Genomic DNA, 15,641 nt, shown 5'->3' on the forward strand with positions numbered 1-15,641 from the left:
ACGTGGAACCGCGGTGCCGGGTCCTCCTCAGTGGCCTCGGATGAAGGCCTCGACGGCGTCGCGGGCGGTGCTGTCGTCGTACTGCTCGGGTGGGCTCTTCATGAAGTAGGAGGAGGCGGAGAGGATGGGTCCGCCGATGCCGCGGTCCTTGGCGATCTTGGCGGCGCGGACGGCGTCGATGATGATGCCGGCGGAGTTGGGGGAGTCCCAGACCTCGAGCTTGTACTCCAGGCTGAGTGGGACGTCGCCGAAGGCGCGGCCTTCCAGGCGGACGTAGGCCCATTTGCGGTCCGACAGCCAGGGGACGTGGTCGGAGGGGCCGATGTGGACGTTGCCTGCGCCCATGTCGCGGTCGACCTGGCTGGTGACCGACTGGGTCTTGGAGATCTTCTTGGACTCCAGGCGCTCGCGTTCGAGCATGTTCTTGAAGTCCATGTTGCCGCCGACGTTGAGCTGCATGGTGCGGTCCAGTTGCACGCCGCGGTCCTCGAACAGCTTGGCCAGCACCCGGTGGGTGATGGTGGCCCCGACCTGGCTCTTGATGTCGTCACCGATGATGGGGACGCCGGCGGCGGTGAACTTGTCGGCCCATTCCTTGGTGCCGGCGATGAAGACGGGCAGGGCGTTGACGAAGGCGACGCCGGCGTCGATGGCGGCCTGGGCGTAGAACTCCGCGGCCTGCTGGGAGCCGACCGGCAGGTAGCAGACCAGGACGTCGGCGCCGGAGTCGCGCAGGGCGGCGACGACGTCGACGGGCTGCTCGTCGGACTCGGCGATGGTCTCCCGGTAGTAGCGGCCCAGCCCGTCCAGGGTGGTGCCGCGCTGGACGGTGACCCCGAGCGGGGGGACGTCGCAGATCTTGATGGTGTTGTTCTCGCTGGCGACGATGGCCTCGGAGAGGTCGCGGCCGACCTTCTTGGCGTCGACGTCGAAGGCGGCGACGAACTCGATGTCGGACACGTGGTAGTCCCCGAACCGCACGTGCATCAGCCCGGGGACCGACTGTGTCTCGTCGGCGTCCCGGTAGTACTCCACCCCCTGCACGAGCGAGGCTGCGCAGTTCCCGACGCCGACGACGGCGACCTTGACCGATCCCATGGACTCTCCTCCTGCAGCGGACCCTCGCGGGCCCTGTCGTTGTGTGCTCATGTGTCGTCGTCCGGGGCGGGGCTGTCCCGGACGGCTCGTTCGCGGTCGACCAGTTCTCGGTCGGTGAGCTCTCTGTCGATCAGCTCGGACAGCCAGCGGACCTCGCGGTCCACCGAGTCCAGCCCGTGTCGTTGCAGCTCGAGGGTGTAGCGGTCCAGTCGCTCCCGGGTGCGGCTCAGCGAGGCCCGCAGGCCGTCCCGCTGCTGCTCGACGGTGCGTCGGCGGCCCTCGAGGATGCGCAGCCGCACGTCGGCCGCCGTGTGCCGGAAGAAGGCCAGGTGGACGCCGAAGCGGCCCTCGTCGTCGTAGGCCTCCGGGCCGGTCTGGCTGACCAGCTCGTGGAAGCGCTCCTTGCCCTCCGCGGTGATCGTGTAGACCACCTTCCCGCGCCGGCCGGTCAGCGCCGGGGCGTCGGCCGGCAGGGGCGCGCGCGGGTCGGGCTCGTCGGTCGCGACCAGCCCGGCCGCGTGCATCCGCCGGAGCGCGGGGTACAGCGAGCCGTAGGAGATGCTGCGCAGCCCGCCGAGCACCGCGGAGAGCTGTTTGCGCAGCTCGTAGCCGTGCATCGGCGACTGGTGCAGCAGACCCAGGATGGCGAACTCGAGCACCCGCCACCTCCTCCGCACGTACACCGACCGATGTATCGGGACGATACATGAAGGACCCCGTGCCCCCCACCGCTCGCAAGCTCGCGGCGGGACCCTGCACGGGGCCGCGGGCAGCTGACACCTCGTCGGTCGTCCCACCAGCACCAACGCCCGCGTCCGACCGCAGGAGGGGGGCCAGGAGGCCTGTTCTTGCGTACATTGGCGCCGTGCCCGGTCGACGCTCGGTGGTGGACTACGCGCTGCAGCGGCGCGCCGTCCTGGCCGACGTCCACGCCGGGCGGGCCGGTCTGTCCGAGGTGTGCGACGCCAGCCCGTACCTGACCCGGGCGGCGAAGTACCACGGCGAGCCGACCGACCGGCAGTGCCCGGTCTGCCGCCGGGAGCGGCTGACCCAGGTCAGCTACGTGTACGGGGACGGGCTGGGCCCGGTGTCCGGGCAGGCCAAGACCGGCCCGGAGCTGGCCCGGATGGACGCCGTCCAGGACGAGTTCTCCGTCTACACCGTCGAGGTGTGCCGGGGCTGCGGGTGGAACCACCTGGTGTCCTCGTGCGTCCTGGGGGTCGAGCCCGCCCCGGGCCGGGCGCCACGCAAGAACCGCCGCCGGGCAGCGACCGAGTAGTCGCCGCCAATCCCCGCCGGGCCGGGCGGACGCCGGGCCCGGCGCGACAGGCGCGGCCGGCGCACAGCTGAAGACGACACCCTGGGTGCACCGCGCCGCCGCGCTCACCCACGACCCGAGGAAGGGGCCACCGCGTGCCTCCCCACGACGCGACCTCCCCGGTCGGACCCCGGGGCGGCTCCGCCCGCCGCCCGGCTCCCAGCCGGTCCGCCGGCAGCAGTGGCGGCGGCGCCCAGCGGCCGGCCGCCGGCGGCGGGCGGCCGCGCCCGCCCGCCTCCCGGGGTGGCACGCCCGCCCGCGGCGCCGGGGGCGGCCGCCCACCGGCCGGGTCCCGCCCCGGCGCGGGCTCCCGCGGCGGTGGCGGCGGTGGCCGTCCGCCCGGCGGTCGCCCGCCCGCACGCGGAGCGGCCGGCGGCGGGAAGCGCAAGCCCAGCCCGAAGCAGCGGCGCCGCCGCGTCCTCGCCTGGCTCGCCGGGATCGTGGCCGCCGCGGCGGTGCTGCTCGGCGTCTTCGTCGGGGTGGTCTACGCCTCCACCGAGGTGCCGACGCCGGACTCCATCCAGAACGACCAGACCACCGTCGTCTACTACGCCGACGGCGTCACCGAGATGGCCCGGCTGGCCGCCGACGACGGGAACCGCACCAACGTCACCCTGGACCAGGTCTCCGAGCCCGCGCGCAACGCGATCCTGGCGGCGGAGAACCGGAACTTCTACTCCGACCCCGGCATCTCCCCCACCGGCATCGCCCGGGCGGCCTGGAACAACCTGACCGGCGGCTCCACGCAGGGCGGGTCGACGATCACCCAGCAGTACGTGAAGAACGCCTTCCTGACCAGCGACCAGACCTTCAGCCGCAAGTTCAAGGAGCTCTTCCTCGCGGTCAAGCTGGACAACCAGTACTCCAAGGACGAGATCCTGGAGAACTACCTCAACACCATCTACTTCGGCCGCGGCGCGTACGGCATCGAGGCCGCCGCCAACACCTACTTCGGGATCCCGGCCGCCCAGCTGACCGCCGAGCAGGGCGCCGTCCTGGCGGTGCTGGTGCGCAGCCCCAGCGGCAACGACCCGGAGACCAACCCGGAGGGCGCGCTGTCGCGCTGGGAGCTGGTGCTCGACGCGATGGTGGAGCAGCAGTGGGTGGACTCCGCCGCCCGGGAGGCCATGGTCTACCCGCCGGTGCTGCCGCGCGGCAACAGCAACCTGGGCGTCCCCGAGGGGCCCGAGGGGCTGATCGTGGAGCAGGTCCGGGCCGAGCTGACCGGCCCGGACCACGGCTACAGCGAGGAGGACGTCCTGGCCGGTGGCCTGCGGATCACCACCACCGTGGACAAGGCCCGCCAGGACGCGGCGGTGGACGCGGTCAACACCGTGATGGACGGCGAGCCCGTCGACGTGCTGCGGCAGGCGCTGGTCTCCATCGACCCGCGCACCGGCGCCGTCGTCGCCTATTACGGCGGCAACGCGGGCTCCGGCTTCGACTACGCCTCCAACGCCTACCGCCAGCCGGGCTCGTCGATGAAGCCGTACGCGCTGGCGACCGCGCTGCAGCAGGGCATCAGCGTCACCGCCCGCCGGGACGGCACCTCCCCGCAGGAGTTCCCCGACCGCCCCGGCCTGCCGGTCGCCAACGCCAGCAACGCGCAGTGCGCCGCCTGCACGCTCAAGGAGGCGATCACCAAGTCGCTGAACACCACCTTCTACGGCCTGGCCTACGAGGTGGGCGCGGACAACGTCCGGGAGACCGCGATGGCGGCCATGGACCTGCCCGACCAGTGGACCGCGCCGGGCAACCCGGACGTCGACGGCAAGCCGGTGCTGAGCAGGGACGGGTTCACCGGTGGCGCGATCGGCATCGGTGAGTACGAGCTGCGCCCGATCGACCAGGCGCACGGCTTCGCGACCTTCGCCGCCGGCGGTCTCGAGCGCGACCCGTACTTCGTCGCCCGGGTGACCGACACCGCCGGCACCGTGCTGATCCAGAAGGACGGCGACCCCGGCGAGCAGGTCATCCCGGCCGACGTCGCCAACGACGTCACCTTCGCCCTGGAGGACGTGGCGAGCACCGCCAAGCGCGGGCTCGACGACGGCCGCCCGGTGGCCAGCAAGACCGGTACGCAGGGCCTCAACCGCAGCGACAACTCCGACGCCTGGATGGTCGGGTACACCCCGTCCCTGTCGACCGCGGTGTGGATGGGCTCCGACGCGCGGCTGCCGATCAAGAACGCCTCCGGCGCGATCATCTACGGCTCCGGCCTCCCCGGCGCCATCTGGCAGCGGTACATGGACGCCGCCCTGGCCGGCACCCCCGAGGAGCCGCTGCCCACGCGGGCGCTGATCAAGGGCGACACCGGACGGGGCGTGCCCGAGCCGACGCCGGAGCCCACCGCGGCGCCGACCACCGTCCAGCCCGCCCCGGTGACCACCGAGGCGCCGGCGCCCGCCCCGGCGCCGACCACCACCTCCACGGCCCCGCCGCCGGAGGACGAGGAGAGCGACGAGACCGGGCAGCCCACGGCTCCGCCCGGCCCGCCGACCGCGCCCGGTCAGCCCAGCGCGCCCGGCCCGGGTGGTCAGCCCGCCCCCACCGCCGGCCGGACCGGCTGAGCCGCTCCCGGCAGACTGACCGGGTGAGCAGCGCACCGACGGGCCCGTCCGTCCCGGCGGGGAGCACGGCCGCGAGCACGGCCGTCGGGAGCCGGCCGGGGGACGTCCCCGACCGGGTGGTCCCCACCTGGACCGACCCGGTGGCGGCCCAGGCCAGCGAGCTCGTCGGCGGGCCGTGGGGCCGGCACGCGGTGACCGGCCGGGCGCTGTTCTGGACGCCGCTGCGGGTGTGCCTGCTGTTCACCGTCGCCGTCCTGGCACTGGCCTGGGCCAAGCAGGCCCCCTGCGCGGACGGCAACTGGACCGGCAGCAAGCAGTACACGCACTTCTGCTACTCCGACACCGTCCCGCTGTTCGGCCTGCACGGTCTGGCCGAGGGCGAGGTGCCCTACCTGGACTCGCAGGTCGAGTACCCGGTGCTGACCGGGGCGTTCATGCAGGCCGCCGCGGTGCTGGCCCGCGCCTACGACGGGCTGGCCGCCGCGGTGGGTCCGGTGCCGGACGTGGTGCCGGTGGAGAGCTACTACGTGGTGACCTGCCTGCTGCTGTCGATGTGCGCGCTGCTGGTCACCCGCGCCGTGGTCGGGCTGGCCGGCCGCCGTCCGTGGGACGCGGCTCTGGTCGGGCTGTCCCCGCTGCTGTTCGTGCACGCGTTCACCAACTGGGACCTGTTCGCCGTCGCGCTGGCCACGCTCGGCATGTGGGCCTGGGCCCGCCGGCACCCGGTGCTGGCCGGGGTGCTGATCGGCCTGGGGACGGCGGCGAAGCTGTACCCGGTGCTGCTGCTGGGCGTCCTGTTCGTGCTCTGCCTGCGGGCCGGGCGGCTGGGGGCCTGGCTGCGCGCCGCCGCCGCCGCCGGGCTCGCCTGGCTGGCCGTCAACGTCCCGGTCGCCGTCCTCGCGCCGGACAACTGGGGACGGTTCTTCACCCTCAACGGCACCCGGCCGGCCGACCCGGACACGCTGTGGAACCTGGCGCTGCACGCGACCGGCGACCGGATCCTGGACGGGCCGCTCGCGCCCGGGGAGCCCCCGACGGTGCTCAACGCGGTGGTCGCCGTGGTGCTGGTGGCGCTCGCCGCCGCGGTGGGCTGGCTGGCGCTGGCCGCACCGCGGCGCCCGCGGGTGGCGCAGCTGGCCTTCCTGCTGGTGGCCGGGTTCCTGCTGCTGAACAAGGTGTGGAGCCCGCAGTACTCGCTGTGGCTGCTGCCGCTGGCCGTGCTGGCCCGCCCGGGCTGGCGCTCGCTGCTGCTGTGGCAGGCGACCGAGGCCTACCTGTGGGTGCCCCGGCTGCTCTGGTACCTCGGCACCGAGGACCGCGGGGTGGAGATCGAGGCGTTCTTCTACGCCGTCGTGCTGCGGGACGCCGCCGTCGTCGTCCTGATGGCGCTGGTGGTGCGCGACGTCTGGCGGCCGGACCTGGACCGGGTGCGGCGCAGCTGGCCCGGGACCGACGACCCGGCCGGCGGCGTGCTGGACCAGGCCGCCGACGTGGTGGTGTTGCGCAGGAGGCCGCTCAGGCGCCCAGCGCACTCCTCAGCAGGGTGATCTCCTCGGCGTGACCGGCTGCGTCGCCGGGGGTCTCCAGGATGACCGGGGCGCCGGCGGTCCGGGCGACCTCCAGGAGCAGCTCCAGCGGGATCTCGCCGTCGGCCAGCGGGGCGTGCCGGTCGCGGCCGGAGCCGGCCGGGTCGCGGCTGTTGTTGAGGTGCACCAGGTCGACCCGGCCGGTGACGGCCCGGACGTCGTCCACCGCCCGGGACAGGTCCCAGCCGGCGGCCCACGCGTGGCAGGTGTCCAGCACGAAGCCGGCGCCGAACTCGCCGACCGCCTCCCACAGCCGGGCCACGGCGTCCAGCTCGCGAGCCATCGCGTTGTCGCCGCCGGCGGTGTTCTCGATCAGCAGCGGCAGCCCGAAGCCGCCGTCCTCGGCCTGCCGGGCGAAGGTCTTGCGCCAGTTGTCGACGCCGGCCGCCGGGTCGTCCTTGGCCAGCACGTGCCCGCCGTGCACGACCATGCCGCGAGCGCCGACGGCCACCGACGCCTTCGCGTGCTGCCCGAGCAGCTTGCGGCTGGGGATGCGGATCCGGTTGTTGGTGGAGGCCACGTTGAGCACGTAGGGCGCGTGCACGACCACGGCGACGTCCCCGGCGAGCATGTCCGCGGCGTCCGGGCGTGGCTTCGGCGCCTTCCAGCCCTGCGGGTCGGCGAGGAAGACCTGGACGGCGTCGGCGTCCATCTCCGCGGCCCGGGCCAGCGGGCCGCCGTCCAGGAGCTCGTTCTCGTCGGTCAGGCCGGGTCCGACGTGGACCCCGATCAGCTGTTCTGCCACCCCGGCGACCCTACTGACCGTCGCTGGTAGCCTCGTACCCGCGCGTCCGGAGCTGGCACCTGTCCGCTCGGGCGCGCGATGCACGTCCGACGCATGTACGACCCTCCTGCTGCAGATGTGCTGCAGCCGCTGAGACCAGAGGAGGTGGGGTTTCTCCATGCGCAACTACGAACTGATGGTCATCCTCGACCCCGAGCTCGAGGAGCGGACCATCGCTCCCAGCCTCGACCGGTTCCTGACCGTCGTCACCAGCCGTGGCGGCAGCATCGGCAAGGTCGACATCTGGGGCCGCCGCCGGCTGGCCTACGAGATCAACAAGCGTCCTGAGGGCATCTACGCCGTCATCGACATCAACGCCGAGCCCTCGGCGGTCGCCGAGCTCGACCGGCAGCTGAACCTCAACGAGTCGGTGCTGCGCACGAAGCTGATGCGCCCCGAGGCCCACTGACCATGGCTGGCGAGACGGTCATCACCGTCATCGGCAACCTGACGTCGGACCCCGAGCTGCGGTTCACGCCGTCCGGTGCGGCCGTCGCGAACTTCACCGTCGCCTCCACCCCGCGGACGTTCGACCGTCAGTCCTCGGAGTGGAAGGACGGCGAGGCGCTGTTCCTCCGGTGCAACGTCTGGCGTCAGGCGGCGGAGAACGTCGCCGAGTCGCTCACCCGCGGATCGCGGGTCATCGTCTCCGGCCGGCTCAAGCAGCGGTCGTTCGAGACGAAGGAGGGCGAGAAGCGCACCGTCGTCGAGCTCGAGGTCGACGAGGTCGGCCCGTCCCTGCGCTACGCCACCGCGAAGGTCACCAAGGCCAACCGCGGTGAGGGTGGCGGCGGCGGGTTCGGCGGCGGCGGTGGCGGCTTCGGCGGCTCCGGTGGTGGCGGCGGGTCCAGCGACCCCTGGTCCACCCCGCCGGCGTCCTCCGACGAACCGCCTTTCTGAGCAAGGACCCTCCTGCCCCCCACTGCTCGCACGCTCGCAGCGGGCCCCTGCAGGAGGGCCACCTCTTTTCGTACTGATCCTGGAGAACCCCAGTGCCCAAGCCCCCCATCCGCAAGGTCAAGAAGAAGGTCTGCCAGTTCTGCAAGGACAAGGCGACCTACGTCGACTACAAGGACACGACGCTGCTGCGGAAGTTCATCTCCGACCGCGGCAAGATCCGAGCACGGCGCGTCAGCGGCAACTGCAGCCAGCACCAGCGGGACGTCGCGGTGGCCGTGAAGAACAGCCGTGAGATGGCCCTGCTCCCCTACACCTCGACGGCGCGCTGATCATGAGCCTCACCAAGCTGATCCTGACCCAGGAGGTCACCGGTCTCGGGTCCTCCGGTGACACCGTCGAGGTGAAGGGCGGGTACGCCCGCAACTACCTCCTGCCCCGCGGGCTGGCCATCCAGGCCACGCGCGGTGCCGAGAAGCAGATCGAGAGCCTGCGCCGGGCGCGGGCCGCCCGCGACGTCCGTTCCCTGGACGAGGCGCAGACCGTGGCGGCGCAGCTGTCGAAGCTGACCGTGACCCTGCCCGCGCGAGCCGGTGAGGGTGGCCGCCTGTTCGGGCGGATCACCACCGCCGACGTCGTCGCCGCGGTGACCGCGGCCGGCGGCCCTGCGCTGGACCGCCGCCGGGTCGAGCTGCCCAGCAGCATCAAGAGCACGGGCACCCACACCGTCACGGTGCGGGTGCACCCCGAGGTCAGCTCGCAGGTGACCCTCGAGGTCGTCCCGAGCTGACGAAGGACCTCCCTGCGGGAGGCCGCCACAGGGGGCGTCGGACCACTGGTCCGGCGCCCCCTGTGGCGTTCCGGGGGGCGTGCTGCCGGGACGCGTGGGACGGCCACCGGCGTGTCGCGGAGAAACTCGTCGACTCGTCCCTGTCCACACCCTGCGGGCCGACTCCGCGCAGGGTGGTGCCGGGATGGCCCGGATGCGGCGCTCCCGATCCCCCGCCGGGTCCACACGGCCGTCGGCTCTGTCCACCGACATGTCCACATGTTGTGCAGAACCCTGCCCACAAGCGGTGGTGGACCGGGGGCCGAGTGGTGCCTAGCGTCCTTCCCCGGCCGCCACCGCGGGCGGACTGTCGGCCCCCGGTGGTAGGACTCAGTCGAACAGGTGTTCGACGGACGTGAAGTCGGGCGCCCTCTGGGCGGCCGGCGGGATGGGGGATCCAGACGTGGCAGTGGTCGACGACATCAACCGCCCGAGGGCGACGGCTCCGGAGTACGACCGGCAGCCCCCTCAGGACGTCGCTGCCGAGCAGTCGGTGCTCGGCGGCATGCTGATGAGCAAGGACGCCATCGCCGACGTGGTGGAGGTGCTGGCGGGGCCGGACTTCTACCGCCCGGCGCACCAGGTCGTCTTCGACTGCATCCTCGACCTCTACGGCCGGGGTGAGCCGGCTGACGCGATCACCGTCGCCGCGGAGCTCAACCGGACCGACCAGCTGTCCAAGATGGGCGGCGCGGTGTACCTGCACACGCTGATCGCCTCGACGCCCACCGCCGCCAACGCCGGCTACTACGCCGCGATCGTCGCCGAGCAGGCCGTGCTGCGGCGGCTGGTGGAGGCGGGCACCCGGGTGGTGCAGCTGGGCTACGGCGCCGCCGGCGGCAAGGGCGACGTCGACGACATCGTCGACCGGGCCCAGCAGGAGATCTACGACGTCACCGAGAAGCGGATGAGCGAGGACTACTCGCGCCTCGAGGACATCCTGCAGCCGACCATGGACGAGCTGGACGCGATCGCCTCACGCGGCGGCACCGCCCGGGGTGTGCCCACCGGCATCCGCGACCTCGACGAGCTCACCAACGGCCTGCAGGCCGGCCAGATGGTCGTCATCGCTGCCAGGCCCGGTGTGGGCAAGGCGCTCGCCCTGGACACCCCCGTCGCCACGCCCACGGGCTGGACGACGATGGGCGAGGTCGCGGTCGGTGACCGGGTCCTCGGCGCCGACGGCCGCCCCACGACGGTGGTCGCCGCGACCGAGGTCATGACCGGACGGCGCTGCTACGCGGTGCACTTCTCCGACGGGTCGGTGATCGTGGCCGACGCCCAGCACCAGTGGCTGACCGACGACCGGGCCAGCCGCAGGTCCGCGCAGGCCGCGCGCACCGGCTGTAACGGGTACCGGAACCAGCGGACGTCCGCAGCGGTGCGCACGACCGAGGAGCTGGCCCGCACCGTCCGCTGCGCGACGAAGGACGCCCGGCTGAACCACTCGGTGACCAACACCGCGCCGCTGGACCTCCCCGAGGCGTCGTTGCCTCTACCGCCGTACGCGCTGGGCGTGTGGCTCGGCGACGGCACGTCCGCCTCCGCCCACTACACCAGCGCCGACCCGGAGATCGCGGCCTACATCGAGGCGGACGGGCTGGTGGTCGAGCGCACGTCGGCCGACCGGCGGTACGCACTGCGGCTCGCCGCCCGCGAGGCCGTGGCCGCACGCCCCTGCCCGATGTGCGGCGAGCAGTTCGTGCCGAAGACCTCCCAAGTGCAGACCTGCGGCAAGACGTGCGGGGGGAGGCTGCGGGCCTCTGGTGGCGTCGGCCGCACGGCTGCCTGCCCCGACTGCGGACGACCGTCCGCCGGCCTGGCCCAGTGCGCCGCCTGCCGAGCCGACCACGGCACCGTGACGGGGCTGCTCCGGACCCTGGGCGTGCTCGGGGACAAGCACATCCCGGCGGCCTACCTCCGTGCCTCGGTGGCCCAGCGGCGGGCCCTGCTGGCCGGGCTGCTCGACACCGACGGCACCGTCGCGCCCAACGGCGTCGTCCAGTTCGCGGTCACCAGTCAGCGGCTGGCTGAGGACACCCGCGAGCTGATCGCCGGCCTCGGTCACCGGGTGCGGATGAGCCGCAAGCGTGTGCCCGGCCGCAGCGAGGCCTCGTCGACCTGCTTCACGCTCACGTTCACGACGGACGACGAGGTGTTCCGGCTCGATCGGAAGAAGCTGCTGCACAAGGAGCGCGGCGCCCGCACGTTCACCGCCCGCGGGGTCCGTTTCGTCACCGACGTCCGGCCGATCGACAGCGTCCCCGTCCGGTGCATCCAGGTGGACGCCGCGGACCACCTCTTCCTCGCCGGCCGTAGCTTCATCCCGACGCACAACTCCACGCTGGGGCTGGACATCGCGCGCTCGGCGTCGGTGAAGAACCACCTGCCCGCGGCGATCTTCTCGCTCGAGATGAGCAAGCACGAGATCACCATGCGTCTGCTGTCGGCGGAGGCGAAGGTGCCGCTGCACCACATGCGCGCCGGAACGCTGTCCGACGAGGACTGGTCCAAGCTGGCCCGCCGGATGGGCGAGATCGCCGACGCGCCGCTCTACATCGACGACTCACCGAACATGACGATGATGGAGATCCGGGCCAAGGCCCGTCGGCTCAAGCAGCGCAACGACCTCAAGCTGGTGGTCATCGACTACCTGCAGCTCATGACGTCCGGCAAGCGGGTGGAGAGCCGCCAGCAGGAGGTCTCCGAGTTCTCGCGTGCGCTGAAGTTGTTGGCCAAGGAGCTCGAGGTCCCGGTCATCGCGATGAGCCAGCTCAACCGTGGCTCGGAGCAGCGTCAGGACAAGAAGCCGATGCTGTCCGACCTCCGTGAGTCCGGGTGCCTTCCCGCGGAGACCCGCATCCTGCGCGCCGACACGGGCGCCGAGGTGTCGATGGGCGAGCTGTTCGAGTCCGGAGCGACAGACGTGCCGGTCTGGTCGTTGGACGACAACCTCCGTTACGTCCGACGGCACCTGACCCACGTCTTCTCCACCGGTCGCAAGGACGTCTTCCGGGTGACCACCTCGTCGGGCAAGACGGTCCGGGCGACGGGCAACCACCCGTTCCTCACCTTCGACGGCTTCCGCCCGCTCGGCGAGTTCCGCCCCGGGGACCGGATCGGCGTTCCGCGGCACGTGCCGGCGCCGGACGAGATGACGGTCTGGGAGGACGAGAAGGTGACGCTGCTGGCGCACCTGATCGGGGACGGCAGTTTCGTCAAGCGACAGCCGCTGCGGTACGCCTCGATCGACGAGGCGAACCTGCGGGCGGTGACCACCGCAGCACTCCACTTCGGGGTCGTCGCCGTCCGCGACGACTACCCGGCGGCCCGATGCACGACCCTGCGGCTCCGCGCGCCCTTCCCGCTGACGCACGGCCGCCGCAACCCGATCGCTGCCTGGCTCGACGAACTGGGCCTCTTCGGGCTGCGCAGTCACGAGAAGTTCGTGCCCGAGCCGGTGTTCCACCTGCCCAAGCGGCAGATCGCTCAGTTCCTGCGCCACCTGTGGGCCACCGACGGCTCGGTGACCGTCACCAAGGCGGGCCGCGGCGGGCGGGTCTACTACGCCTCCACCAGCCGTCGCCTGGTGGACGACGTCTCCCGGCTGCTGCTCCGGTTCGGCATCTCCTGCCGGGTCCGTCGGGTGAAGAAGGCCGGCTACCGCGACGGCTGGACCCTCGACATCAGTGGCTGCGACGACCAGCGCCGGTTCCTGGGCGAGATCGGGGTGCACGGAGCGCGCGGGGAGGCTGCCGAGCGACTCCTCGGCATCGTCCGGGCAACCAGTGCGAACACCAACGTCGACACGGTGCCGGTGGAGGTCTGGGAGCGAGTGCGCACCGTCCTGGAGGACAAGGGGATGACCAATCGCGCGTTCGCCGCTGCCATGGGCACCGCCTTCTGCGGCAGCGGGCTGTGGAAGCACGCCCCGAGCCGGGAACGGCTCGGGCGGGTGGCCACCGTCCTCCAGGACGCGGATCTGGAGATGCAGGCCGTCAACGACCTGCTGTGGGACGAGATCGTGTCCATCGAGCCGGACGGGACGGAGGAGGTCTACGACGCGACCGTGCTCGGCGGACACAACTTCATCGCGGAGGGGATCGCAGTCCACAACTCGATCGAGCAGGACGCCGACATGGTCATGATGATCCACCGCGAGGACATGTACGAGAAGGAATCGCCGCGGGCCGGTGAGGCGGACATCATGCTGGTCAAGCACCGCAACGGCCCGACCGCGAACGTCACGGTCGCCTTCCAGGGCCACTACAGCCGCTTCGTGGACATGGCCAACTGACGCAGCAGCGCTGCGTGACGGGCGGCGCCACGGTGGGGTGGTACGGCAGCACGACCGGGTGAGTCGGCTCCAGTCCGGGCGGTCGGCTGCCGATGACATGGGGAACGAGTCATCCACCGACCTGGGAGTTCCCTCGTGCACGCACTGCTCACCGGACTGCTGACCAAGGCCACCACGGCCGGCCTCACCGCCAAGGTGGCCGCCGGCGCGGCTGCCCTCGTGGTCGTCGGCGGCGGCGCCGCAGCGACCGCGCAGACCCTGGAGACCACCCCGACGTCCGACAGCAGCGCGGTCTCGGTGTCCTCCGAGGCCTCGGACACGGCGAAGCCCACGCCGACGACCGAGCCGAAGCCCTCCGAGACCCCGGAGCTCAGCGAGAGCCCGAAGCCCTCCAAGACCCCCGAGCTCAGCGAGACCCCGAAGCCCTCCAAGACCCCCGAGCTCAGCGAGACCCCGAAGCCCTCCGAGACCCCGGAGGCCATCGAGGACGCCGACGAGCCGACCGAGACCGCGCACCCGGACAACCACGGCGGCGCCGTGTCCTCCAAGGCGCACGAGAGCTTCGAGTCCGGCCGTGAGCACGGCAAGGCCGTGTCGGACGTCGCGCGCGGCAACTCCGGCAAGGGCGGCGGGGACGACGACGAGGCCACCGAGGCCCCTAAGGCCACCGACACCCCGGAGTTCGAGGCGCCGGAGGACGAGGACGGCGAGTCGGGCAACGACCACCGCGGGCAGTCGGGCAAGGGCCGGGGCGGCAACGGCTGACCTGCACGCTCTCTGCACCACCCCGACTGCGGGCCGGACGACACCTCGTCCGGCCCGCAGTCGCGTTCCGGTCCTGTCACACCCCGGTGTCAAGGTGCCTCCGTGAAGCTGCTGACAGCGACGCGACAGACCCAGGGCGAGCGGCCCGGCGACTTCTGTCATGCCGTTGTGGGCGAGCTCGTCCTCATCGAGTTCGTGTGCGCTCGGGACCGCCAGGATCCGGACGGTGGCTGTGGCTGCGGCCGAGCATTCGCGGGGATGAGTTCGCACCGCGCGACCACCACCGCGGTGGTCCGTGAGCTCGACCTGACGCCGGACGATGTGGAGCTCGCCGTCGCGAGCTACTACGCCACCGGCGGGTCGGGACCGGAGGTGCTCGGTGAGGACGCCTTTGCCGAAGTGGTCTACGAGGCGACTCTCGATGTCATCGGCCTCGCCCAGTGGTTTCCGTTCGGCACGGTGGTGGAACGTCGGCTGGACGACTTCTCGGCTCGGACGGCTGCGACGCCGACGTGAGCGTCGCCGGCCCGAGCCTGCGGCGAGGCGCTGCGTGTCGATGACCCGCAGGTGGAGCGGCGTCTCCTAGCGTCGGGACAGACCGACGTCCACCGGGGGCTCCACGTGAAACAGCGCGCTCGACCGCTGGGCGCCGCCACGCTGGCCGCGCTCGTACTCCTCGGCACCACGGCCTGCGACCCGGTGGCCCCCACCGCCGCGCCGCCCGCGGAGGCGGTCACCGAGGCCGCGCAGCAGGCCCAGGTGAGCGCACCGTCCGCAGGCCGCCCGGCGCTCGAGGTGCTCGCGGAGCTCCCGGTCAAGGGCCGCGCCCCGCAGACCGGGTACGACCGCGACCGGTTCGGCCCGCGCTGGGCCGACGTCGACCGCAACGGCTGCGACACCCGCAACGACGTCCTCGCCCGCGACCTCACCGGCGAGACCTTCGAGCCCGGCACCCGGGACTGCGTGGTGCTCACCGGCTCCCTCGCCGACCCGTACACCGCGACCACCATCGACTTCGTCAAGGGCGACGCCAGCAGCGTGGACGTCGACCACGTGGTCGCGCTCGGCAACGGCTGGCAGACCGGCGCCTTCGGCTGGGACGAGGCCCGCCGCACCGCCTTCGCCAACGACCCGCTCAACCTGCTCGCCGTGGACTCGTCCGCCAACCGGCAGAAGGGGGACGCCGACGCCGCGACCTGGCTGCCCGCCCGCGGGTACCGCTGCGCCTACGTGGCCCGTCAGGTCGCGGTGAAGGCCGCCTACGCCCTGTGGGTCACCCAGGCCGAGCACGACGCCATCGCCCGGGTCCTCGACACCTGCCCGGGCGAGCCGGTGCCTGAGCCGGTCGCGGACGTCCCCGCGGGAACGCCCGCCCCCGGCCGGCCCTTCGCGAGCTGTGCCGACGCCCGGGCCGCAGGTGCCGCGCCGCTGCACCGCGGTGACCCCGGCTGGTCCGACGGCATGGACGGCGACGGCGACGGCGTGGCCTGCGAGTAG

The 15,641-nt window shown here is 72.5% G+C and carries 14 protein-coding genes; 11 read left to right on the top strand and 3 right to left on the bottom strand.

Annotated features, from left to right (window positions below):
* Positions 1–27 precede the first annotated feature (27 nt).
* Both ACWIX6_RS00875 and ACWIX6_RS00880 read right to left on the bottom strand, forming a co-directional pair.
* On the bottom strand, positions 28–1,098 hold the full coding sequence (locus ACWIX6_RS00875; RefSeq protein ID WP_448614957.1) for an inositol-3-phosphate synthase: 1,071 nt from the start codon (positions 1,096–1,098) through the stop codon (positions 28–30).
* A gap of 47 nt (positions 1,099–1,145) precedes the next feature.
* On the bottom strand, positions 1,146–1,757 hold the full coding sequence (locus ACWIX6_RS00880) for a PadR family transcriptional regulator (protein ID WP_448614958.1): 612 nt from the start codon (positions 1,755–1,757) through the stop codon (positions 1,146–1,148).
* Between the two features lie 206 nt (positions 1,758–1,963).
* Between ACWIX6_RS00880 and ACWIX6_RS00885 the strand changes: the two genes are divergently transcribed.
* The 3 genes from ACWIX6_RS00885 to ACWIX6_RS00895 all read left to right on the top strand — a co-directional run bounded on the left by ACWIX6_RS00885 (position 1,964) and on the right by ACWIX6_RS00895 (position 6,533).
* Positions 1,964–2,377, top strand: coding sequence for a DUF5318 family protein (locus tag ACWIX6_RS00885; RefSeq protein WP_448614959.1), 414 nt, complete (start codon positions 1,964–1,966; stop codon positions 2,375–2,377).
* Positions 2,378–2,511: 134 nt separating this feature from the next.
* Positions 2,512–4,986: a transglycosylase domain-containing protein gene (locus ACWIX6_RS00890; RefSeq protein WP_448614960.1), complete on the top strand. Its 2,475-nt coding sequence runs from the start codon at positions 2,512–2,514 to the stop codon at positions 4,984–4,986.
* Positions 4,987–5,009: 23 nt separating this feature from the next.
* A complete protein-coding gene (locus ACWIX6_RS00895) occupies positions 5,010–6,533 on the top strand; it encodes a glycosyltransferase family 87 protein (RefSeq protein WP_448614961.1) in 1,524 nt (507 codons plus the stop codon).
* Here the strand turns inward: ACWIX6_RS00895 and ACWIX6_RS00900 are convergent.
* On the bottom strand, positions 6,502–7,317 hold the full coding sequence (locus ACWIX6_RS00900) for a deoxyribonuclease IV (RefSeq protein WP_448614962.1): 816 nt from the start codon (positions 7,315–7,317) through the stop codon (positions 6,502–6,504). The genes ACWIX6_RS00895 and ACWIX6_RS00900 overlap by 32 nt on opposite strands.
* A gap of 157 nt (positions 7,318–7,474) precedes the next feature.
* Between ACWIX6_RS00900 and rpsF the strand changes: the two genes are divergently transcribed.
* The 8 genes from rpsF to ACWIX6_RS00940 all read left to right on the top strand — a co-directional run bounded on the left by rpsF (position 7,475) and on the right by ACWIX6_RS00940 (position 15,641).
* Positions 7,475–7,765, top strand: coding sequence for a 30S ribosomal protein S6 (rpsF, locus tag ACWIX6_RS00905; protein ID WP_179654818.1), 291 nt, complete (start codon positions 7,475–7,477; stop codon positions 7,763–7,765).
* Between the two features lie 2 nt (positions 7,766–7,767).
* Entirely contained in the window at positions 7,768–8,256 is a 489-nt protein-coding gene (locus ACWIX6_RS00910) for a single-stranded DNA-binding protein (RefSeq protein ID WP_179654817.1), read from the top strand.
* A gap of 92 nt (positions 8,257–8,348) precedes the next feature.
* Positions 8,349–8,585 carry a 30S ribosomal protein S18 gene (rpsR, locus tag ACWIX6_RS00915; RefSeq protein ID WP_026856604.1) on the top strand — a complete coding sequence of 79 codons (237 nt, stop codon included), beginning with the start codon at positions 8,349–8,351 and terminating at the stop codon, positions 8,583–8,585.
* A 2-nt stretch (positions 8,586–8,587) separates the two neighbouring features.
* Positions 8,588–9,043 carry a 50S ribosomal protein L9 gene (gene rplI / locus ACWIX6_RS00920; RefSeq protein WP_448614963.1) on the top strand — a complete coding sequence of 152 codons (456 nt, stop codon included), beginning with the start codon at positions 8,588–8,590 and terminating at the stop codon, positions 9,041–9,043.
* 442 nt (positions 9,044–9,485) lie between these two features.
* Entirely contained in the window at positions 9,486–13,379 is a 3,894-nt protein-coding gene (locus ACWIX6_RS00925; RefSeq protein ID WP_448614964.1) for a replicative DNA helicase, read from the top strand.
* Between the two features lie 135 nt (positions 13,380–13,514).
* The gene (locus ACWIX6_RS00930; RefSeq protein ID WP_448614965.1) at positions 13,515–14,144 is read left to right on the top strand and encodes a hypothetical protein; all 630 of its coding nucleotides are present in this window, start codon (positions 13,515–13,517) and stop codon (positions 14,142–14,144) included.
* Positions 14,145–14,246: 102 nt separating this feature from the next.
* Positions 14,247–14,660 (top strand): DUF7715 family protein, encoded by a 414-nt coding sequence (locus ACWIX6_RS00935; RefSeq protein WP_448614966.1) that lies wholly within the window; start codon positions 14,247–14,249, stop codon positions 14,658–14,660.
* A 105-nt stretch (positions 14,661–14,765) separates the two neighbouring features.
* Complete coding sequence (locus ACWIX6_RS00940; protein WP_448614967.1) at positions 14,766–15,641, top strand: HNH endonuclease family protein; 876 nt, start codon at positions 14,766–14,768, stop codon at positions 15,639–15,641.

It is taken from the genome of Modestobacter sp. URMC 112, assembly GCF_053502575.1.